Raw genomic sequence first — 19,105 nt, 5'->3', positions numbered from 1 at the left:
AACGGTGGCCACAGCAGGAAACGAGGAGGCCAGTTGACCAGGCACCGCACGTTCGAGGAGCTCGGGGCCCCACTCCCCAGCCCGGAGTTCCGCGCCGCGACCGATGCGATCGTCGCCAACATCGAGCAGGTCATCGAGGGCAAGACCGCCACTGTGCGGCTCGCGCTCGCCGTGCTGCTCGCTGAGGGCCACCTCCTCATCGAAGACGTACCCGGCGTCGGCAAGACCAAGCTCGCCAAGGCCCTGGCGAAGTCGATCGACTGTTCGGTCCGGCGTATCCAGTTCACGCCCGACCTGCTGCCCAGCGACGTCACCGGCGTCAGCGTCTACAACCAGGAGACGCGCGACTTCGAGTTCAAGCCGGGCGCGGTGTTCGCCAACATCGTCGTCGGCGACGAGATCAACCGGGCCTCGCCGAAGACGCAGTCGGCGCTGCTGGAGAGCATGGAGGAGCGGCAGGTCACGGTCGACGGCGCGACCTACCCGCTGCAGGTCCCGTTCATGGTCATCGCCACGCAGAACCCGATCGAGATGGAAGGCACCTACCCGCTGCCGGAGGCGCAGCGCGACCGGTTCACCGCCCGGATCGCGATGGGCTACCCCGACATGGGTGCCGAGCTCGCGATGCTCGACGTGCACGGCCGCCACGACGCGCTCGACGACATCCTGCCCGTCTCCGACGCCACCCAGGTCCGCCGCATGATCGCCACCGTCCGTGACGTGCACGTCGCCGACGCGGTGAAGCAGTATGCGGTCAACATCGTCACCGCCACCCGCGAGTCCGGCGAGCTGCGCCTGGGCTCGTCGCCCCGCGCGACGCTGCAGCTGCTGCGCACGGCCCGCGCCGTCGCCGCCCTCGAAGGGCGCGAGTTCGTGCTCCCCGACGACCTGCAGGCCCTGGCCGTGCCGGTCCTCGCGCACCGGGTCATCCCGACCGCCGAGGCGCAGCTGTCCCGCCGCACCACCGACGCGATCATCGCCGAGCTCGTCCACCGGCTGCCGCTGCCCTCGGACCGGCAGCCGCGCTCGCCGTATGACACCCGACCGGCCGACCGCACCCAGCCGCGCGGGCAACAGTTCGGGGGTCGCTGAGCATGCGGGAGGCGCTGCGGGGGCTCACCACCCGGGGCCGTAGCTTCCTGGCCGCCGCCGCAGCGGCCCTCATCGCGTCGCTGATCCTGGGCGAGCGCGACCTGCTCCGGGTGGCGGTGCTGCTCGCGGCGCTGCCGCTGCTGTCCGCCGCGTATGTGGGCCGCACCCGATACCGGCTGTCCTGCAGCCGCACCCTGGACCCGCACCGGGTGCAGGTCGGCGCCAGCGCGCGGGTGATCCTCCGCCTGCAGAACCTGTCCCGCCTGCCCACCGGCACGATGCTGCTCGAGGACCGGCTGCCGTATGCGCTCGGCAGCCGGCCGCGGCTGGTGCTGGAGAAGCTGGGCGCGCACCAGGCGAGTTCCGTGGCCTACACGGTGCGCGCCGACGTCCGCGGCCGGTATGAGGTCGGCCCCCTGGTCGTGCGGCTCACCGACCCGTTCGGGCTGTGCGAGCTGACCAGGGCGTTCCCGTCGGTCGACCGGCTCACCGTCATCCCGCAGGTCGTGCCGCTGCCGTCGGTGCGTCTCGCCGGCGAGTTCGCCGGCTCCGGGGAGAGCCGCGCCCGGTCGGTGGCCGTGCACGGCGAGGACGACGCCGCGACCCGCGAGTACCGCTACGGCGACGACCTGCGCCGGGTCCACTGGCGCTCCACCGCCCGGACCGGCGAGCTCATGGTCCGCCGCGAGGAGCAGCCGTGGGAGAGCCGGGCGACGGTCGTGCTCGACACGCGCTCCACCGCCCACCGCGGCGAGGGACCGACCGCCAGCTTCGAGTGGGCGGTGTCCGCCGCGGCCAGCGTCGCGGTGCACCTGCGCCACGCGGGCTACAAGATGCGCCTGGTCACCGACGCCGGGGTCGACGTCGACGCGACCGAGATCGACGGCGACGGTCCTCTGCTGGATCAGCTGGCCGATGTCAGGCTGGCGCAGCGCGGCGACATCGGCACGCTCATCGAGCGGGTCCGGCGGCGCAGCGACGGCGGGCTGATCATCGGCATCTTCGGGCTCCTGTCGTCGGCGGAGGCCGAGCTCCTGGCCGGGTTCCGGTCCAACAACGCGACCTGCGTCGCCCTGTTCATCGACTCCTCGACGTGGCTCAACCTGCCGACGGCGGCCCGCGAGGAGGCCGACAAGGCCCACGGTGTCGCCTCCCTCGCGCTGCTGCGCAGCGGGTGGCGGGTCGTCGAGGTCCCGCACGGTGCGAAACTGCCGGCACTGTGGCCACAAGCCGGGCGGGGGTCGCAGGGCTTCGCCTGGCGGGCCGCGTCGGCCGAGAGCGTCGCCGGAGGCGTGCGGTGAACCAGCGCAAGCACCTGACCCTGATCGCTGCGGGGTCCGCCTACCTGTCGGCGCTGCCGCTGTTCAACGTCTTCGAGGAGATCACCTGGGCGGTCCGGGCGTTCCTCGTCGTGGCCGCCATGTGCGGCGTGGCGCTGCTGGTCCGCAGCCTGCGGGCGCCGACGTGGGCGCCGAGCGCGGCGATGGCGGTCGCCGCGCTGTTCGGGCTGACCTGGCTCTACCCGAGCTCCAGGGAGTACATCGGGATCATCCCCTCCCCCGACACGCTCAAGCACTTCGGCCAGCTGCTGAGCACCGCGTCGACCGAGATGAGCGAGTTCGCGACGCCGGTCGGTGACCGGCCCGGCTTCCTGTTCCTGGCCACGCTCGGCGTCGCGGTCGTCGCCCTCGTCGTCGACCTGTTCGCCGTCGTGCTGCGCCGCCCGGCCCTCGCCGGCCTGCCGATGCTCGCGATCTACTCGGTGCCGGTCACCGTCACCGCCGAGAGCACCAGCTGGCTGCCGTTCGCGCTCGGCGCCGTCGGGTTCCTGTGGCTGCTGGTCACCGACAACGTCGACCGGGTCCGCCGCTTCGGCCGCCGCTTCACCGGCGACGGCCGCGACGTCGACCTGTGGGAGCCCTCGCCGCTCGCCGCCGCCGGCCAGCGCCTCGGCGCGGTCGGTGTGATCGCGGCCGTGCTGCTGCCGCTCGTGCCGTTCGCGATGCCCGCCGGCGTGATCGACTCGATCGGCGCCGGCGCGGGTGGCGGCGGCGGGATCGGCCCCGGCGGCAAGAACGGCAAGCAGGTCAGCATGTTCGCCCTGCTCTCCGGGCAGCTCAACCGGGACAAGTCCTTCGACATGGTCAAGGTGACCAACGTCAGCAACGACCCCAACCCGTACTACCTGCGCTTCAACGTGCTCGAGGAGCTCACCAGCAAGGGCTTCAACGCCAAGCCGATCACCGGCGGCAAGAGCGTCAGCGCCGGCCTGGCCGCCCCGGGCTGGAACGGGTCCGTGAAGACCACCACCCACAAGGCCAGCATCGAGGTCACCAACGAGCTGGCGATCTACTTCCTGCCGATCTACACCTGGCCGACGAAGCTGGAGAAGATCGACAACAACTGGTCCTTCGACCCGAACACCGCCGTCGTGTACTCCAGCAAGCAGACGACGGCGAAGAAGAAGTACACGGTCGAGTACACCCGCCCCGAGATCAGCCCCGACGACCTGCGCAAGGCCGCGCCGATCAAGGAGAACGACCCGGCGGTGCACGGCACCCTGACCGTCCCGGCCAACAACACCGTCAAGGACAAGGTCGCCGAGCTCACCAAGGGCAAGACCACGGAGTACGACAAGGTCAAGGCGATCTACGAGTACTTCTCGCAGGCCAACGGCTTCGTCTACGACACGAGCACCGGCTCGGACACCAGCGGCTCGGCCATCGCCGACTTCCTCAAGAACAAGCGCGGCTACTGCGCCCAGTACGCGGCCGCCTTCGGCTGGCTCCTGCGCGAGGCGAAGATCCCGTCCCGGGTCGCCTTCGGCTTCGCCCGCGGCGGCACCCGCCAGGGCCAGACGATGACGCTCACCAACTTCAACCTGCACGCGTGGACCGAGGTGTACTTCCCGGGCTACGGCTGGCTGCCCTTCGACGCCACGCCCCCGCAGGCGATCGGCGGGTCGGTCTCCACGTCGTACCTGCCCAACGCCGCCAGCGAGCAGATCGACCCGGCCGACGAGAACCTCCGCAACCGCCCCGGCGGCGCCCCGAGCAGCAGCGCCGAGGCCGCCCCCGCCGGCGACAGCGGCAACAACCCCGGCAACGTCGGCGGCGTCGGCCCCGAGACGCAGGACGCCACGCTGATCTCGGTGCTCGCCGTCGGCGGCGCCTGGCTCCTGGGCAGCCTGCTCGTCGTGGCGCTGCTCCTGTCCCCGGCCCTCGTCCGCAACCGCACCCGCCGCACCCGCCTCACGGCCGCGGCCGCGGCCAAGGACGTGTCGGGCGGCCCACCCCCCGAAGGCGCCCCACCGGGCGTCATGGTCCTGCTCGCCGACGATGGCGAGGCCCGCTCCCAGGCCCACCACGCCTGGGACGAGCTGGTCGACACGATGGTCGACTACAACGTCTCCGTCGACGACGCCGAAACCCCCCGCGCCACGGTCACCCGCCTCGTCACGAAGGAACGCCTCCGCGACAAGGCCGAGCAGGGCGTCCGCCTGCTGAGCACCGTGGAGGAGCACGCCCGCTACGCCCGAACCCCCCTGACCGGCGGCCAGCTCCGCTCAGCCGTCGACGACGTCAGGACCGCGTTCGCCGCCCGCGCCACCCGCAAGACCCGCATCCTGGCAGTCCTCCTGCCCCCGTCGGTCCTGCGCCGCTGGCGCGCCACCACCACCCAACGCTCCAGCAACGCCACCCTGGCCGTAGGCCGAGCCTGGGACAAACTCATGCGCGCCATCAGCGTCCGCCGCTTCGTAGCCCGCCGCGCCGACCGCTGACCCACCCTTACCCACCAGGCGCCCCGGACTCCTCCACCCGTCCGGGGCGCCACTCTTCACCCCCACCCACCCCACCGCGACAGCAACGTGACCGGAACAGCCCCGCCTGAGCACAGCCACAGCGACGGGGACAGGGACAGCCCCGGCCAGGCAACAGCCCCCGACGACAGGGGGGCCAGCCAAAGCGACGGGGACGGGACAGCCCCCGGCCCGGCGACAGCCCCGGCCAGACGGACAGCCACGACCCAGGCAACGGAGACGGGCACGGGGCAGCGACGGCCCAGGCGACAGGGACAGCCCAGGCGATAGCCCAGGCCACGGCGACCGGGGACAGCCACAGCCCCGCGACAGCACCCACTGCGACCACGCCCGCGCACCGGCACCATTGCCCCCGCCGCCATCACCTCTGATCAACGCCCTGCTCCGGCACGGACAGCGACCGCCATGACCTGGTCCCCCGCAAGCACACCGGCAGGACACCCACCGACGCGATGATCCAAGGCCGGATCTGGCCACCCCGACAGCCAGAACCATCCTTCGATCAACCCACCAACGCCACCCAGCACCACCCTCACCGCCGCAACGCCCCTCGACACGGCGATCAGGGGACACGACCAGCCCCGCCGACTCCCGGCACCATCCTCTGATCGACCCACCACGCGACGACCAGCGCCGCGAGTGCCGCACCCCGGTCCAGCGCTCAACGGCTGATCACCCTCAATCCGGCCGCCGACGCGAAGCCACTGTCCGCGCCCCACCGTGCCACCTGCCCCGCCCCCGCGTGCCGGCCAACTCCCCCCCACCCGAACGTCACCGACACACCCAACGCCCACCCACCACCAGGCTCACTGAAACCGACCCTCGACCGAATCACAGGCCGCCGTCAGAAGAGCCTGCGGCCCGGGACAACGCGCCTGGCCAGACTGCGGCACAGGATGACCCGCGCCGTGCTGGTCCCGTGGACGAGACGTCCGGTGGGATGGTTCGGGGGCGGATAGCTCTGGGCGGGTTGCCGGGGGTGAGCTGTGGGCGAGGGGTGATCTGAAGGGTGAGCCCACAGCTCAGGCGCGACGCAGGCCAGGGCGCGACGCAGGCCAGGGCGCGACGCAGGCCAGGGCGCGACGCAGGCCAGGGCGCGACGCAGGCCAGGGCGCGACGCAGGCCAGGGCGCGACGCAGGCCAGGGCGCGACGCAGGCCAGGGCGCGACGCAGGCCAGGGCGCGACGCAGGCCAGGGCGCGACGCAGGCCAGGGCCCAACCCACACCAGACACGACGCGGCGCAGGCAAGGCGCGGCGCGGCGCAGGAGCGAGACAGCCCACCCCCGAGGTGCGGGGGCGGGCTGGGCAAGGTGGGGGGGGCGGTCGATGAAGGAGTTCTGCGCGCTGGGCAGACGGGTGGGCGCGTCGACGAGGAACCCGTGTCGACGCGCCCTTGCCTGGCCCGGTGGGGTCAGGCGTCGCCTTCAGGGCGGCGGCGCCAGCGCTCTTCCAGGCGGTCGACCAGGCCGCCCCTGCGCTGCTGCCGGGTACGGCGTGTGGCCGTGCCGCCGACGGCGTGCAGGTCGGTGCTCTGTCCGCGGCGGTACGCCTGGACGCCGAAAACGAGGGCGCCCAGCATGACGACGAAGCCGCCGACGCCGAGGGGTGGGATTGAGATGGCGACGCCATAGACCAGTAGCGCCATGCCGGCGAGTAGGAGCACCGCGGCGGCGATCATCCGACGCTTGGCATGGAACCGCGGGTCGGTGGCTCGCACCGCCGAGGCAAACTTGGGGTCCTCGGCTAGCGACCGCTCGATCTGCTCGAACAGCCGCTGCTCGTGTTCCGAGAGCGGCACGGCACTCCTCCCCGGTCGCGAAGGTCGACCCTGATGGACCGACAGTCCGGCACAGCCCGTCGGGCTGCGTACTGGCAAGTTTACGAGGGGCTCACCGGGTCGGAAAGCGGGACGATGGTCCGGCCGTGCCGATTTTCCGTCGAGTCGTGCTCTATCTGCCCCCATTGTGGCGTGTCGGCGGTCCGGAAGGTGGGTCGGGGGCGGGTGCGGCGCCGTTGCCGTCGCCGCGGAGGCCGTCGCCGCGCAGGAGGCTGGCGGGCTTGACGAGGCCCGCGCCGAAGCGGGCGGCGACCGCGTCGGCGGCGCGTTCGGCGTCGCGCCAGCCGTGGTCGCGCTCACCGAGCGTCATCTGGCGTGGCGCTCCGTCAGCGGAGGAGAGGCTCTCGACGCGGACGCCGATGAGGCGGATGCGCTCGCCAGGGCGGGCGGAGGTGAACAGGGCCCACGAGATCTCGAAGATCTCCCGGGCGACGTCGGTCGGGATGTCTACGGTCCGTGACCGACTGAGCGTCTGGAAGTCGGCGAGCCTGATCTTCACCGCGATGGTGCGGCCGGCCTGGTCGGCGTGGCGGAGGCGCTGGGCGACCTTGTTGGACAGGGCGAGCATCGTGCGTCGGATGATTGACAGGTCGCTGACGTCGACGTCGAACGTGGTCTCGGCGCCGATCGACTTCTCCACGTGGTCGGGAATCACCCGTCGGGGGTCACGCGCCCACGACAGCTCGTGCAGATGGTGGGCGGCGGCGTCGCCCACGGCGGCGCGGAGCATGCCGAGCGGGGCGGCGGCGAGGTCGCCGACGGTCTTCAGGCCGAGCCGCTGGAGAGTCTCGGCGGTCCGGTCGCCGACGCCCCACAGGGCGCTGACGGGCAGCGGGTGCAGATACCGCAGGGCCAGGGCGGTCGGGACGACGGCCATGCCGTCGGGCTTGGCGCGGGTCGAGCCGAGCTTCGCCATGAACTTCGTCGAGGCCACCCCCACGGAGCAGGTCAGCCGCTGCTCGGTGGCGACCCGGCGGCGGATCAGGGCGGCGATCTCGGCGGGGCGGCCGAGCAGCTTGCGGGCGCCGGCGACGTCGAGGAACGCCTCGTCGAGCGACAGCGGCTCGACCAGCGGCGTCACGTCGCGGAAGATCGCCATGACCGCGCGGGACGCCTCCGTGTAGGCGGCGAAGTCGGGCGGCAGGAAGACGGCATGCGGGCAGAGCCGCTGCGCCCTGCTGCCGGGCATGGCGCTGCGCACCCCGAACCGGCGGGCCTCATAGCTGGCGGCGGACACGACGCCGCGCGGCCCCGCGCCGCCGACGATGACGGCCTTGCCGCGCAACTCCGGGCGGCGGCGGATCTCGACCGACGCGTAGAACGCGTCCATGTCGACGTGCAGCACCGTGCAGCCGGTGTCGTCGGCGTCGGGACCGAACTCCCCCGCACCCGAACCGTCCCTCGGCACCACCTGGCTCCGCCCCATGTCCGCACTCTAGCCAGACCCCCCGACAAAAATCGGCAAGCCAGACCCGGCAAGAACGGCAAGCCAGATCCCGGCAGACAATCGGCAACGTTTGACGGGAAGTTAGGATTGCCTTACCTTCCTGGGATGGCCCTCCTCGCGCTGACGTCGCCGCTGGCGCCCGTCGTCGCGGCCGTGGAAGGCCTCAGGCTCCAGCATCCGGACCTCGTCCGCTGCATCGCACGGGGGTTGATGACCAGCGGCGGCGACGGCTGGCGCCCCGGCACGGACCGGTGCGCCCTCGCCGTGCTCCTGGTCGCGGGCTGGACCAGGGCGCGCAGGGTGCCGCTGCCGGCCTGCGGCGAGACGTTCCTCAACCAGGCCGGCCAGCTCGGGATCCGCCGGGCACGGGTGGCGGTCCTGTGCGACGACCCCGTCGCGGGAGCGCCCGGCGTGGTGGTCGCCGCGTCGAGGCACGAGCTGCTCCAGATCGTCCTGGAGCACGCGGTCGACGCGGGGCCGGAGCTGCGGAGCACACTCCAGAAGCTGAAGGCCTAGCTGCGCACCACCAGCAGCGGGATCTGCATCTCCGCCGCCGTGCTCGACCCGTGGAACGCCACCATCTTCGTATACCGCAGCGGCTCGTGCTCCGTGGCCATGATCGCCCACCGCTCGTGGCAGATGACGACCACGTCGCCGACGCGGGCGAGGTGCTGCTGCGGGATCGGCCCGAACCAGCCTCCCGCGACCGCCTCGTCGCGGCTGAGCACGGTGGCCCGGTCCCCGAGGACCCCCCGCCAGGTGGCGATGACATCGTCGTGCGCGCCGGGGACGGCGTGCAGATACCGCACCCGGGGCTCACCCGCGACGACCGCGACGCCGGCCCGCAGCCGGGTGTCCTGGTCGAGATCGAGGCGCCGGTCGGCGGGGATGTCGACCTGCCCGTGGTCGGCGGTCACGACCAGCGCCGAGTTGGGCGGCAGCCCGTCGACGAGGCGGGTGAGGAGCCGGTCGGCGTCAGCGACGGCCGTCCGCCACTCGCCGGTCCCGATGCCGAAGTCGTGCCCGGCGCGGTCGACGTCGGGCAGATACCCGTAGACGAGGCGGGAGGACCGCAACGCGAACAGCATCGAGGCCGCGACCTCGTCATAGGCGATCCCGGCGCCGAACCGGGCGCCGCGGTAGGCGGACACGGACAGGCCGGTCCGCTCGAACTTCGGGTTGCTGACGACGGTGGGGGCGAGCCCCGCGTTGCCGGCCCGGGTGAACGCGGTCGGCAGCGGCTGCCACTGCGCGGGGTCGGGCTGGTCCTCCCAGTGCAGGTGGTTGACGAGCTTGTCGGTGCCGGGCTGGTTGAGCACGATGCCGACGATGCCGTGGGCGCCGGGCGGGGCACCGGTGCCGAGGGTGACGAGGCTGACCGGGGTCGTCGACGGGAAGCCGGCGGTGATCGAGCGGGCGGTGCCGAGCCGGCCGCCGAGGAAGTCGGTGATCGTCGGCGCGTGGGGCGCGGCGACGCCGAGCTGGTGCCAGCCGAGCCCGTCGAGGAGCAGCACGGCGACCCGGTCGACGCCGGCGAGGGCGGCGCCGAGGCCGAGGGCGTCCCGCTCATACGGCATCCCGAGGACGCTCAGCACGCTGGGCATGACCTCGGCGAGGCTCGCCTGCCCGTAGCGGGGTGCGACGGGATCGAGCGGGCCCATCAGTGTCTCCTGCAGAGCAGGTGCAGCTGGGTGGCGATGTCCCGGTAGGGCGGGGTGCCGGCGAGGGCCAGCTCGAACGCCTGCAGCGCCTCCGGCTCGCTCTCCGCGACGCTGCCGGGCACCAGGTCGGCGATGATCCGGACGCCGTGGATCTGCTCGACCTCGAACCCGCCGCCGGTCAGCAGGGCCGTGGCGGTGCCGACGTCATAGCGCCGGCTGAGCCGGTCGCGGGTGTCGCCGCGCCCGTCGGGGCTGGCGACGAGCAGCGACGCGGCGGCGAGGTGCCCGCCGATCGCCCTGGCGAGGACGGCGGCGGCCCGGTTGGCGACGACGACGCTGGCGGCGCCGCCGGGGCGCAGGGTCGCGGCGAGCGCGGTGACGACCTTGTGCGGGTCGTCGACCACCTCGAGCATGCTGTGGCACAGCACGAGGTCGACGCTGCCGGGCGGGACGAGGTCGGCGAGGCCGTCGCCGTCGCCCTGCACTGCGGTGATCCGGTCGGCGACGCCGGCCTCGTCGGCCCGCCTGGTGAGCGCGGCGAGGGCGTCGGGGCTGGGGTCGACGACGGTGACGGCGTGCCCGGCGCGGGCCAGCGGCACGGCGAACCCACCGGTGCCGCCGCCGACGTCGAGGGCGGTCAGGGGGTGGTCGGCCGCGGCGATCTCGCGTCGCAGGACCTGCCAGACCACCGCGGTGCGTGGCGACGCCACTGAGGACTCCACCCCCCGACCTTAATACCCACCTACGACACAACCGGCAGGTATACCTGCCCGCCCGACGCGACGAACTCCTCGGACTTCGCCTGCATCTCCAGCGACAACGACTGGCTGATCTTCATGGAGCAGAACTTCGGGCCGCACATCGAGCAGAAGTGCGCCGTCTTCGCCGCCGACGCCGGGAGCGTCTCGTCGTGGTACGAGCGCGCGGTGTCGGGGTCCATCGCCAGGTTGAACTGGTCCTCCCAGCGGAACTCGAACCGCGCCTTGGACAGCGCGTCGTCCCACGCCTGCGCGCCGGGGTGGCCCTTGGCGAGGTCGGCGGCGTGCGCCGCGATCTTGTACGCGATGACGCCGGCCTTGACGTCGTCGCGGTTCGGCAGCCCGAGGTGCTCCTTCGGCGTGACGTAGCAGAGCATCGCCGTGCCGTACATGGCGATCATGGCGGCACCGATGGCGCTGGTGATGTGGTCGTAGGCGGGCGCGACGTCGGTGGTGAGCGGTCCGAGCGTGTAGAACGGCGCCTCGTGGCACCACTCCATCTGCAGGTCCACGTTCTCCTTGATCTTGTGCATGGGCACGTGGCCGGGGCCCTCGATCATGACCTGCACGTCGTGCTCCCACGCCACCTTCGTCAGCTCGCCCAGGGTGCGCAGCTCCGCGAGCTGCGCCTCGTCGTTCGCGTCGGCGATCGAGCCGGGGCGGAGCCCGTCACCGAGGGAGAAGGCGACGTCGTACCGGGCGAAGATCTCGCACAGCTCGGCGAAGTGCGTGTACAGGAAGTTCTCCTCGTGACGCGCCAGGCACCAGGCGGCCATGATCGAACCGCCCCGGGAGACGATGCCCGTGACCCGGCCGACGGTCATCGGCACGTACCGCAGCAGCACCCCGGCATGCACGGTCATGTAGTCGACGCCCTGCTCCGCCTGCTCGATGACCGTGTCGCGGTACGCCTCCCAGGTCAGCTTGAGCGGGTCGCCGCCGACCTTCTCCAGGGCCTGGTAGATCGGCACGGTCCCGATCGGCACCGGCGAGTTGCGCACGATCGCCTCGCGGGTGGCGTGGATGTGCTTGCCGGTGGACAGGTCCATGACCGTGTCCGCGCCCCACTTCGTCGCCCAGGTGAGCTTCGCGACCTCCTCCTCGACGCCGGAGGAGACCGCGGACGTGCCGATGTTGGCGTTGACCTTCACCAGGAAGCGGCTGCCGATGACCATCGGCTCGCTCTCGGGGTGGTTGACGTTGTTGGGCAGGATCGCCCGCCCGGCCGCGATCTCGTCGCGCACCAGCGACGGGTCGACACCCTCGCGGATCGCCACGAACTCCATCTCCGGCGTGATGATCCCCTGCCGCGCGTAGTACAGCTGCGTCCGCTCTCCGCCATGATCGCCGCTGCGCGCCGCGATCCACGGCGCGCGCAGCGGCGGGAGGCCCGTGGGCGGGTCGTTCAGCGGGCCGCTGGTGTCGTAGAGGCGCACCGGCGGGTTGCCGCCGCTCAGCTCGACCTCGGCGAACGGCACACGGATGTCGTCGCGGGACCCCTGGACGTGGACCTTGCGCTTCATGGCGCATCCTTTCGTGGGCTGTGGGCACGGCGAAGCGGGCACGCCATGAGGCGCACCTGTTCGCGTTTTCGGCAGATGTACTGAGCGAGCGGGCCGGACCAGAAGATCCGCGGGCCGGACCTGGTGGGTTACGGAAGCGGGCCGGAGAAGGGACCCCACGCGAGCGGACCGTGCCCGGCGCCGAGCCGCCAGCCGGACGAGGCGCTCAAGGCCGACTGCACGTACTGCTTCGCCCCGGCGAGCGCCTCGGCGAGAGGCTCCCCGAGCGCGAGCCGGGCCGCGGTCGCCGCCGCGAACGTGCACCCGGTGCCGTGGTTGTTCGCGGTGTCGACCCACGGCAGCGACAGCAGCTCGACGGTGCCGCCGACGCAGACGACGTCGACGGCGTCGCGGCTGCCGCGCAGGTGGCCGCCCTTCACCACGACACACTTCGGTCCGGTCGCGGCGAGGTCCTGGGCGGCCTTGATCGCGTCGTCGACATCGGTGACGTCCCGGCCGAGCAGCACCGACGCCTCCCGCAGGTTGGGCGTGACGACGGCGGCGTGCGGGAAGAGCAGGTCGAGGTACGCGCGCTCGGCGTCCCGGGTGAAGAGCCGGTCCCCGGACGACGCGACGAGCACCGGGTCGACGACGAGGCCGGGCAGCCGCGGCGCGTACGACGCGACGAGGGCGACGGTCTCGGGTGTGGCGAGCATGCCGGTCTTGACGGCGGCGACGGGCAGGTCGGCGAGGACCGCGTCGAGCTGCGCCCCGACGAACCCGGGGTCGACGGCGGAGATCCCCCGCACGCCGACGGTGTTCTGAGCAGTGAGTGCGGTGATCACGCTGGTGCCGAAGACCCGGTGCGCGGCGAACGTCTTCAGGTCCGCCTGGATCCCCGCACCCCCACCGGAGTCGGATCCCGCGATCGTGAGCGCGACGGCCGGGGTCACGCCGTCATCAGCTCCTTGACGAACCTCGCGGGGTCGTCGGCGCGCATGACGGCACCCATGACGGCGACGCCCGCGGCTCCCTCGTCGAGGCAGTCCCGGACCCGCGCCGGCGAGTCGACGCCGCCCAGGGCGTACACCGGCAGCGGGACGACCAGCGCCATCCTGGCGAGCGCGGCCAGGCCCAGCGGGGGGCCGTAGCCTGGCTTGGACCGGGTCGGGAAGATCGGCGACAGGGTCGCGAACCCCACCTTCGCCTCGGCCGCGGCGAAGAGCTCCGCCTGGTCGTGGCACTTGCGGTACGCGGCCGTGTCCTCCGCCAGCACGAGCCGGCCCTTGACGCCGTCGAGCATGCCGCGGAGCCGGTCGGCGAGGTCGGCGCGGGCCCCCGCGGGCAGGTCCTGCTCGCCGAGGACGACCAGCCGCGCGCCGCCGTCGATCGCCCGGTTGACGACCTCGTCGAGCGGCCGGTGCGCCTGCCGGCGGTCGGTGAACAGCACCAGCCTCGTCACCATGGCAGTCCCCCCATCGGGCTCGAGGCGGTCGCGTACAGGCGGCGCGGGATCCTCCCGGCGGTGTGCGCGAGCCGGCCGGCCTCGACGGCGAGCCGCATCGCCTCCGCCATGCGCGCGGGGTGTTCGGCGCGGGTGACCGCGGTCGCGAGCAGCACCCCGTCGCAGCCGAGCTCCATCGCCAGCGCCGCGTCGGAGGCGGTGCCGATCCCGGCGTCGAGGATGACCGGCACGGCCACCTTCTGCCGGATGAGCGCGATGTTGTGCGGGTTGCGGATGCCGAGGCCGGAGCCGATGGGCGCGCCGAGCGGCATGACCGCGGCGCATCCGGCGTCGGCGAGGCGCTGGGCGAGGACCGGGTCGTCGGTGGTGTACGGCAGGACCGTGAACCCGTCCTCGACGAGCCGCTCCGCGGCGGTGACCAGCTCGACCGCGTCGGGCAGCAGCGTCTCCTCGTCGCCGATGACCTCCAGCTTGACCCACGCCGTGTCGAACGCCTCCCTGGCCAGGTGGGCGAGCTTCACCGCCTCGGTCGCCGTGTAGCAGCCGGCGGTGTTGGGCAGCACCCGCACGCCGCACCGTTCGACGACGTCGAGCAGCGACGGCGCGCCCGGGTCGAGCCTGCGCAGCGCGACCGTGACGAGCCCGGTGCCGCTGGCCCGGATCGCGGCCTCGAGCGCGGCGTGGCTGGTCGCCCCGCCGGTGCCGAGGATGAGCCGCGACGGCAGGTCCTCCCCGGCGATGCTGAGCTTCGCGCCGTCGCCGTTGCCGGCGGCACTGCTGAGGCCGCTGATGGCGCCGTTGCCGAGGTCAGCCACCTTGGACCGCCGTGAGGACGTCGATGGTGTCGCCGTCGACCGGCCTGGTCCCGGCCCAGTCGGCTCTCGGCACGACGGACCCGTTCAACGCGACGGCGACGCCCCGCGGGTCGGCGACCCCGGCGAGGCCACGGACGACGTCGGCGACGGTCGCGGTGTCGTCCACATCGGCGGCGACCGCGTTGACCACGAGCTGCATACGGCTCACTCCTGACTCCCTGCGCCGGCATGATCCGGATCAGGTTCGACGGTCGGGGGCTGACAGCCCCCCTCTCAGCCCGGTCATACCGGACTCCCGTGGGGTACGAGCTGACCATAACCCCGCCGCGGTCCTCAGGTAAAGCGGCCCACCCCGTACGCGCTGATGTCCACATCCGTCGATCCCTTGGTGACCAGGTCGGCGACGGCGTGCGCGGTGACCGGCGCGAGGAGCACCCCGTGCCGGTAGTGACCGCCCGCGACGTACACGTTCCCGTGCGGGTGCCCTTCGAGCCGGCCGAGAATCGGGGCGTTGTCCGGGGTCCCGGGCCGCAGGCCGGCGAGGGTCTCCGCGAGCGCCAGCTCGGCGACCCCCGGCAGCAGGTCCGCGGCCGGTCGCAGCAGGTCGAGCACCCCACCGGCGGTCACCGTCGTGTCGGCACCGCGCTCCTCCTCCGTCGCCCCGACGACCAGCTCCCCGTCGGCGCGCGGCACCAGGTACACGTGGCGCCCCAGCGCGACGCCCCGCACGACGTGCGTGAGCAGCGGCTCGGCCCCCCGCAACCGGAGCAACTGTCCCTTCACCGGCCGCACCGGCAGCCCGGTCAGCCGCCCGATCCCGATCCCGTTCGCGATGATGATCACATCGTCCCGCAGGCTGGACAGATCCTCGACGTCCCGCTCCACCCACGTCACCGGCAGCCGCTCCGACCGCAGCGCCGCGAGCAGCAGCCGCGGGTCCACCTGATGGTCCCCGGCCGCCTTCGCCCCGCCGCGCACCCGCGGGCTGAGCATCGGCTCCAGCTCCCGGAGCTCCCGCCCCCGCAGCGGCTCGACCGGCAGCCCCGCCCGCAGGTAGTAGTCGACGAGCCGCCGCACCTCGGTGAGGTCGTCCTCGGTGAGCGCGACGAGCAGCGTCCCCTCCGTCCGGTACCCCAGCGGCATCCCGGTCGCCGCGCTCAGCTCGGCCGCGAACCCGGGCCACCGCCGCATCGACTCGAGCATCAGCCCCTGCAGCGCCTCCTCCCCGAAGCTCGCCTCGGCCGCCGGCGCCAGCATCCCCGCCGCGACCCGGCCCGCCCCCCGCCGCGGGTCCCGGTCGTACACGGTGACCTGCTCCCCACGCCGCGCCAGCTCCCACGCGACGCTGAGCCCGACGATCCCTCCCCCGACGATCCCGACCTTCACGCCACCCCTCCAGCCGGACCCTGCCCCGACGCCGCATGCCCACCGGCGTGGCCGGCGCCCAGCGAGCGCGGCAGACCGCCTTCCCCAGACGGACGGAGGCCGTCACCTTCGAACGGGCGGGACCCGCCGCCTCCCCCGGATAAATCCAGACGCAAGCGCCCAGATTTATCCGACATTTCGCTTTTTTCCGGCGAAGGAGTGGCGGTCGAAGCGGTCATGGAATCGGGCGGGGAAGGTGGTGTCGGGAGGGAGGCCGTTGACGGAGGGGCGGCGGCGAGGACGGCGGCGAAGGCGGCGGCCGCCGCGGCCGGGTCGGGGGCGGTGCTCATCGCGCCGACGACGGCGACGGCGTGGGCGCCCGCCGCGAACAAGGTCGCGGCGCGGGACGGGGTGACGCCGCCGATCGCGATGACCGGGACGTCGACCGCCTCGACGACGGCGCGCACGCCGGAAGGGCCGATGGCGGCGGGGAGGCCGGTCTTCGTGGTGGTCGAGTACGCGGGGCCGACGCCGAGGTAGGAGGCGCCGTCGGCGACCGCCTGGCGGGCCGAGACGGGGTTGCGGGCGGTCGCGCCGAGGATCGCGTGCGGGCCCAGGACCCGGCGGGCGGCGGACACGGGCAGGTCGTCGGCGCCGACGTGGGCGCCGTCGGCGCCGGCGGCGAGGGCGATGTGCAGGCGGTCGTTGACGAGACAGACGGCGCCCGCGGCGCGGCAGAGGGCGACGACGCGCAGGGTCAGCTCGTACGCCTCGCGGTCGGTGACGCTGTCCTCGGGCCGGACCTGGACGACGGTGAAGCCGGCGGCGAGCGCGTGCCCGACGACGCCGAGGACGTCGCGGCCGGGCCGGGTATCGGTGATGAGATGAAGTCGTCCTAGCACCGCGATAGTTTTTCAGACATGAAGCAGGTGCGACTTGGCCGGACCGGGCTGAAGGTCTCCGAGATCTGTCTCGGCATGATGAGCTACGGCGATCCCGCGTGGCGTGACTGGGTGCTCGACGAGGAGGCCGCGGACCCGTTCGTGCGGCGTGCCGTCGAGGCCGGGATCACGTTCTTCGACACCGCCGACGTCTACTCCCTCGGCGCCAGCGAGACCGTGACGGGGCGGCTGCTGGCGAAGTACTTCCCGCGCCGCGACGACTACGTGCTGGCCACCAAGGTGTACAGCGTGATGAGCGACCGGCCAAACGACTCGGGGCTGTCGCGCAAGCACATCCTCGCCGGCATCGACAACTCGCTGCGGCGGCTCGGCGTCGACCACGTCGACCTGTACCAGATCCACCGCTTCGACCCGGAGACCCCGGTCGAGGAGACCATGGCGGCGCTGCACGACGTCGTTCGGTCGGGGAAGGCCCGCTACATCGGCGCTTCCAGCATGTACGCGTGGCAGTTCGCGAAGATGCAGCACACGGCCCGGGCCAACGGCTGGACGGAGTTTGTGTCGATGCAGAACCACTACAACCTCGTCTACCGCGAGGAGGAGCGGGAGATGCTGCCGCTCTGCGCCGACCAGGGCATCGGCGTCATCCCGTGGAGCCCCCTCGCCAGGGGGATGCTGGCCGGCAACCGCGGGCGCGGCGACGAGCGGCGCACGACGAGGGCCGCGAGCGACGCGTTCAGCTCCATGTACACCGACGACGACTTCGCCGTCGTGGACGTCAACGCGGAGGTGGCCGGCGAGCGCGGGGTCGCCCCGGCGCAGGTGGCGCTCGCGTGGCTGCTGTCCAGGCCGGTCGTCACGGCGCCGATCGTGGGCGCGACGAAGCTCTCGCACCTGGAGGACGCGATCGCCGCGACCGAGCTGACCCTGGACGAGAAGGAGATCGAGCGCCTCGAGGCGCCGTACGTGCCGCACCCCGTGCTGGGCCACTGAAACGGGCCACTGAAACGGGCCACTGAAACGGCGAACGGCCGGCCCTCGGAGGGCCGGCCGTTCGTGGGCGAACTCAGTTGGAGGCGACACCCAGCGCGGCGCTGCCACCGTCTGTGTGCAGCTGCGTGGCCGAGGCGAACGAGCTGTCGAGGCGCGCCTGCAGGGCCTCGAGCTCGTTGTACTCCGACGCCGACGAGTGCTCCGAGCCCTCCGCGGCGAACGTGTGGTCGGCGCTGGCCTCGTTGTGGTCGTACGAGGTGAAGTCCGACTCCTCGTACTGCGCACCCGACGCGTCCGTGACCGACACGTGGTGACCCTGGTCGAACGACGTCGACTCGGCCGACGCGGAGTCCTGCTCGTACACGCCGAAGTTCGAGTCGTAGTTGTTGTCAGCCGCGTTCACCTCGTGCAGCTGGTTCAGCGACTCGTGGTCCTGACCGGTCTCCACGTGACCGTAGTCGGTGCCGCCGTCGTACCCGTGGTCGCCGCTGTCGCCGCTGTCCCACTCGCTCATGTCAATCCCCCAGCTCGCTGATGTCCGTGTTGCCTTGCTGTCACTCAAGACGTTAGGCGTTCTCGGAAAGCATTGAATCCCCGAAACGTGCCACCGCCCAGCACAGTGCCAGGTAGGCGACAGTCCCAGCCCGGGGCAGGCGCTCCGGGCGCGCCGGATTACGCTGTCGGCCGTGATCGGGCCTCTGGCAGTCGCCGTGTACGTGCTGTCGCTCGCCCTCGCCGCCTGGGCGTTCGTCGAGTTCTTCCGGCACCGCGAGCCGACCCGCCCGCTGTTCCAGGGGCTGGGCGTCGTCGGGCTGCTCGTGCTGGCGCAGGTCGTCGCGCTCGGCATCGGGCTCGCCCGCGGGCAAGGCCCCGAGGAGGGCGGCGAGGTCGTCACCCTCGTCGGGTACATGCTGACGGCGGTGCTCCTGCCGCCCGCCGGCGCCGTCCTCGCCAGGATGGAGCCGACCCGCTGGGGTTCCCTGCTCATCGGCAGCGCCGCCGTCATCGTGCCGGTGCTCATCCTGCGACTCGGACAGATCTGGAATGGCTGAGGACACCATCCACAAGGGGCCCGGCCGGGTCCTCGTCGCGATCTACGGCGTGTTCGCGCTCGCCGCGTCCGCCCGCGCGAGCGTGCAGATCGCGACGAAGTTCGGCGACGCGCCCCTCGCGTACACGCTGTCGGCGCTCGCCGCGGCCGTCTACATCGTCGCGACCGTCGCCCTGGCCCGCGGCGCCCGCCGGGTCGCGCTCGCCGCCTGCGGGTTCGAGCTGCTCGGCGTCCTCACCGTCGGCACGCTCAGCGTGGTGGACGGCGCGGCGTTCCCGGACGCCACCGTCTGGTCCGACTACGGCCAGGGGTACGGCTACGTCCCCCTCGTCCTGCCAATCGTCGGCCTGTGGTGGCTGTTGCGGGCCAAAGCGGGCAAACCAGCCGCATAGAACG

The 19,105-nt window shown here is 72.6% G+C and carries 18 protein-coding genes, 1 pseudogene and 1 riboswitch; of the genes and pseudogenes, 7 read left to right on the top strand and 12 right to left on the bottom strand.

The genetic code is table 11. The annotated features are described in order from the left end of the window. Positions 1-33: 33 nt before the first annotated feature. Genes ACQEVZ_RS36020 through ACQEVZ_RS36010 form a run of 3 tightly spaced genes read left to right on the top strand, consistent with a single transcriptional unit; the run spans position 34 to position 4,873 of the window. Positions 34-1,092, top strand: coding sequence for an AAA family ATPase (locus ACQEVZ_RS36020; protein ID WP_344503910.1), 1,059 nt, complete (start codon positions 34-36; stop codon positions 1,090-1,092). A 2-nt stretch (positions 1,093-1,094) separates the two neighbouring features. Beyond that, positions 1,095-2,393 carry a DUF58 domain-containing protein gene (locus ACQEVZ_RS36015; RefSeq protein ID WP_344503909.1) on the top strand — a complete coding sequence of 433 codons (1,299 nt, stop codon included), beginning with the start codon at positions 1,095-1,097 and terminating at the stop codon, positions 2,391-2,393. Beyond that, positions 2,390-4,873: a transglutaminaseTgpA domain-containing protein gene (locus ACQEVZ_RS36010; RefSeq protein WP_433374847.1), complete on the top strand. Its 2,484-nt coding sequence runs from the start codon at positions 2,390-2,392 to the stop codon at positions 4,871-4,873. Before ACQEVZ_RS36015 ends, ACQEVZ_RS36010 begins: the two co-directional genes overlap by 4 nt. A 1,451-nt stretch (positions 4,874-6,324) precedes the next feature. On the opposite strand, the gene ACQEVZ_RS36005 is transcribed toward ACQEVZ_RS36010, so the two are convergent. Both ACQEVZ_RS36005 and ACQEVZ_RS36000 read right to left on the bottom strand, forming a co-directional pair. Then, complete coding sequence (locus tag ACQEVZ_RS36005) at positions 6,325-6,711, bottom strand: DUF3040 domain-containing protein (RefSeq protein WP_344503907.1); 387 nt, start codon at positions 6,709-6,711, stop codon at positions 6,325-6,327. A gap of 151 nt (positions 6,712-6,862) precedes the next feature. Next, positions 6,863-8,176, bottom strand: coding sequence for a DNA polymerase IV (locus tag ACQEVZ_RS36000; RefSeq protein WP_344503906.1), 1,314 nt, complete (start codon positions 8,174-8,176; stop codon positions 6,863-6,865). A 126-nt stretch (positions 8,177-8,302) separates the two neighbouring features. On the opposite strand from ACQEVZ_RS36000, the gene ACQEVZ_RS35995 reads away from it, so the two are divergent. Next, complete coding sequence (locus tag ACQEVZ_RS35995) at positions 8,303-8,713, top strand: hypothetical protein (RefSeq protein WP_344503905.1); 411 nt, start codon at positions 8,303-8,305, stop codon at positions 8,711-8,713. Here ACQEVZ_RS35995 and ACQEVZ_RS35990 read toward each other — a convergent pair. The 9 genes and pseudogenes from ACQEVZ_RS35990 to thiE form a co-directional block, all read right to left on the bottom strand. Beyond that, positions 8,710-9,858: an alkaline phosphatase family protein gene (locus tag ACQEVZ_RS35990; protein ID WP_344503904.1), complete on the bottom strand. Its 1,149-nt coding sequence runs from the start codon at positions 9,856-9,858 to the stop codon at positions 8,710-8,712. The two genes, ACQEVZ_RS35995 and ACQEVZ_RS35990, sit on opposite strands and share 4 nt — an antisense overlap. Next, a complete protein-coding gene (locus ACQEVZ_RS35985) occupies positions 9,858-10,580 on the bottom strand; it encodes a class I SAM-dependent methyltransferase (RefSeq protein WP_344503903.1) in 723 nt (240 codons plus the stop codon). The genes ACQEVZ_RS35990 and ACQEVZ_RS35985 overlap by 1 nt, the downstream gene beginning before the upstream one ends. 20 nt (positions 10,581-10,600) lie before the next feature. Next, complete coding sequence (gene thiC / locus ACQEVZ_RS35980) at positions 10,601-12,139, bottom strand: phosphomethylpyrimidine synthase ThiC (protein ID WP_344503902.1); 1,539 nt, start codon at positions 12,137-12,139, stop codon at positions 10,601-10,603. 128 nt (positions 12,140-12,267) lie between these two features. Further along, on the bottom strand, positions 12,268-13,071 hold the full coding sequence (gene thiD / locus ACQEVZ_RS35975; RefSeq protein WP_433374840.1) for a bifunctional hydroxymethylpyrimidine kinase/phosphomethylpyrimidine kinase: 804 nt from the start codon (positions 13,069-13,071) through the stop codon (positions 12,268-12,270). Next, positions 13,068-13,583: a thiamine phosphate synthase gene (locus ACQEVZ_RS35970; protein ID WP_433374837.1), complete on the bottom strand. Its 516-nt coding sequence runs from the start codon at positions 13,581-13,583 to the stop codon at positions 13,068-13,070. Before ACQEVZ_RS35970 ends, thiD begins: the two co-directional genes overlap by 4 nt. Continuing rightward, complete coding sequence (locus tag ACQEVZ_RS35965; protein ID WP_344504030.1) at positions 13,577-14,323, bottom strand: thiazole synthase; 747 nt, start codon at positions 14,321-14,323, stop codon at positions 13,577-13,579. The genes ACQEVZ_RS35970 and ACQEVZ_RS35965 overlap by 7 nt, the downstream gene beginning before the upstream one ends. Positions 14,324-14,390: 67 nt before the next feature. Continuing rightward, positions 14,391-14,597 carry a sulfur carrier protein ThiS gene (thiS, locus tag ACQEVZ_RS35960; RefSeq protein WP_344504029.1) on the bottom strand — a complete coding sequence of 69 codons (207 nt, stop codon included), beginning with the start codon at positions 14,595-14,597 and terminating at the stop codon, positions 14,391-14,393. Further along, positions 14,596-14,706: riboswitch (TPP riboswitch) on the bottom strand. It overlaps the preceding gene by 2 nt. A gap of 25 nt (positions 14,707-14,731) precedes the next feature. Beyond that, entirely contained in the window at positions 14,732-15,784 is a 1,053-nt protein-coding gene (gene thiO / locus ACQEVZ_RS35955; RefSeq protein WP_433374834.1) for a glycine oxidase ThiO, read from the bottom strand. A 269-nt stretch (positions 15,785-16,053) separates the two neighbouring features. Further along, a pseudogene (gene thiE, locus ACQEVZ_RS35950) lies at positions 16,054-16,671 on the bottom strand (thiamine phosphate synthase); the annotation flags it as partial. Between the two features lie 12 nt (positions 16,672-16,683). Here thiE and ACQEVZ_RS35945 point away from each other — a divergent pair. Then, the gene (locus ACQEVZ_RS35945) at positions 16,684-17,658 is read left to right on the top strand and encodes an aldo/keto reductase (RefSeq protein WP_344503898.1); all 975 of its coding nucleotides are present in this window, start codon (positions 16,684-16,686) and stop codon (positions 17,656-17,658) included. 73 nt (positions 17,659-17,731) lie between these two features. Here the strand turns inward: ACQEVZ_RS35945 and ACQEVZ_RS35940 are convergent, their stop codons facing one another. Continuing rightward, on the bottom strand, positions 17,732-18,172 hold the full coding sequence (locus tag ACQEVZ_RS35940) for a hypothetical protein (RefSeq protein ID WP_433374830.1): 441 nt from the start codon (positions 18,170-18,172) through the stop codon (positions 17,732-17,734). Between the two features lie 172 nt (positions 18,173-18,344). On the opposite strand from ACQEVZ_RS35940, the gene ACQEVZ_RS35935 reads away from it, so the two are divergent. Together ACQEVZ_RS35935 and ACQEVZ_RS35930 are read left to right on the top strand one after the other, a co-directional pair. Beyond that, positions 18,345-18,710: a hypothetical protein gene (locus ACQEVZ_RS35935; protein WP_344506333.1), complete on the top strand. Its 366-nt coding sequence runs from the start codon at positions 18,345-18,347 to the stop codon at positions 18,708-18,710. Continuing rightward, a complete protein-coding gene (locus ACQEVZ_RS35930; protein WP_344506332.1) occupies positions 18,703-19,101 on the top strand; it encodes a hypothetical protein in 399 nt (132 codons plus the stop codon). Before ACQEVZ_RS35935 ends, ACQEVZ_RS35930 begins: the two co-directional genes overlap by 8 nt. Positions 19,102-19,105 lie beyond the last annotated feature (4 nt).

The organism is Dactylosporangium sp. CA-152071, assembly GCF_050936335.1.
Taxonomy (GTDB): Bacteria; Actinomycetota; Actinomycetes; order Mycobacteriales; family Micromonosporaceae; genus Dactylosporangium; species Dactylosporangium maewongense.
The sequence above is the reverse complement of the archived record's forward strand: the minus strand, read 5'-3'. Positions and strand labels throughout refer to the sequence as shown.

Bases quoted from the DNA above. Each gene is read 5' to 3' on its own strand.
- ACQEVZ_RS35970 (WP_433374837.1), bottom strand. From the start codon at position 13,583: ATGGTGACGAGGCTGGTGCTGTTCACCGACCGCCGGCAGGCGCACCGG.
- thiS (WP_344504029.1), bottom strand. From the start codon at position 14,597: ATGCAGCTCGTGGTCAACGCGGTCGCCGCCGATGTGGACGACACCGCG.
- ACQEVZ_RS36000 (WP_344503906.1), bottom strand. From the start codon at position 8,176: ATGGGGCGGAGCCAGGTGGTGCCGAGGGACGGTTCGGGTGCGGGGGAG.
- ACQEVZ_RS35940 (WP_433374830.1), bottom strand. From the start codon at position 18,172: ATGAGCGAGTGGGACAGCGGCGACAGCGGCGACCACGGGTACGACGGC.
- ACQEVZ_RS36015 (WP_344503909.1), top strand. From the start codon at position 1,095: ATGCGGGAGGCGCTGCGGGGGCTCACCACCCGGGGCCGTAGCTTCCTG.
- thiC (WP_344503902.1), bottom strand. From the start codon at position 12,139: ATGAAGCGCAAGGTCCACGTCCAGGGGTCCCGCGACGACATCCGTGTG.
- ACQEVZ_RS35945 (WP_344503898.1), top strand. From the start codon at position 16,684: ATGAAGCAGGTGCGACTTGGCCGGACCGGGCTGAAGGTCTCCGAGATC.
- ACQEVZ_RS35995 (WP_344503905.1), top strand. From the start codon at position 8,303: ATGGCCCTCCTCGCGCTGACGTCGCCGCTGGCGCCCGTCGTCGCGGCC.
- ACQEVZ_RS35990 (WP_344503904.1), bottom strand. From the start codon at position 9,858: ATGGGCCCGCTCGATCCCGTCGCACCCCGCTACGGGCAGGCGAGCCTC.
- ACQEVZ_RS35930 (WP_344506332.1), top strand. From the start codon at position 18,703: ATGGCTGAGGACACCATCCACAAGGGGCCCGGCCGGGTCCTCGTCGCG.